The 749-nt window shown below is 45.3% G+C and carries 1 protein-coding gene; it reads right to left on the bottom strand.

Annotated elements, in window-relative coordinates; translation table 11 throughout:
* Positions 1-749 (bottom strand): PKD domain-containing protein (locus LCM02_RS15890; RefSeq protein ID WP_394369952.1); only part of this gene is annotated, 749 nt, incomplete at both ends.

Below are 749 nucleotides of genomic sequence, written 5' to 3'. Positions count from 1 at the left end.
TTACCATCATCAAAGGTCCAGGTAATGTTCGTACTACCGCCTTCTACAAAGTTCAGTACATCTGTCGTGGTTCCTGTGATCGTACCGGCACATGCATCCGTCGTGGTCGGTGCGGTCAATACACCATCACAATCAACCGTTACCGGTGATAATGTAGGTGTAACAGGTGCTGTCGTATCATCATAGTTATAAACCTGTACTGCTGTAGTCGTGTTTCCATTACCATCATCAAAGGTCCAGGTAATGTTCGTACTACCACCCTCTACAAAGTTCAGTACATCTGTCGTGGTTCCTGTGATCGTACCGGCACATGCATCCGTCGTGGTCGGTGCTGTCAACACGCCATCACAATCAACCGTTACCGGTGATAATGTCGGTGTAACAGGTGCAGTTGTATCATTTACTATTACTGTCTGATCTACATCAACACTGTTTCCATTACCATCATCAAAAGTCCATGTGATTGTAAAGGTTCCTTGTGTATTATAGCTAAGTGGATCTGTCGTTGTTCCTGTGATCGTACCTGCACATGCATCTGTCGTAGTTGGTGCTACCGCTGTTGCTGAACACTCTCCTGTTACATTAGCCAATACTGGTGCAACCGGTGCAGTTACATCATCAACGATCACGGTCTGATCTACATCCACACTATTACCATTACCATCATCAAAAGTCCATGTGATTGTAAAGGTTCCTTGTGTATTATAGGTAAGCGGATCTGTCGTTGTTCCTGTGATCGTACCGGCACA

Source organism: Lutimonas saemankumensis, assembly GCF_020171465.1.
In the GTDB taxonomy this organism is placed as follows: Bacteria; Bacteroidota; Bacteroidia; order Flavobacteriales; family Flavobacteriaceae; genus Lutimonas; species Lutimonas saemankumensis.
Note: the sequence above shows the minus strand (reverse complement) of the source record. Positions and strands in the feature narration are given on the sequence as shown.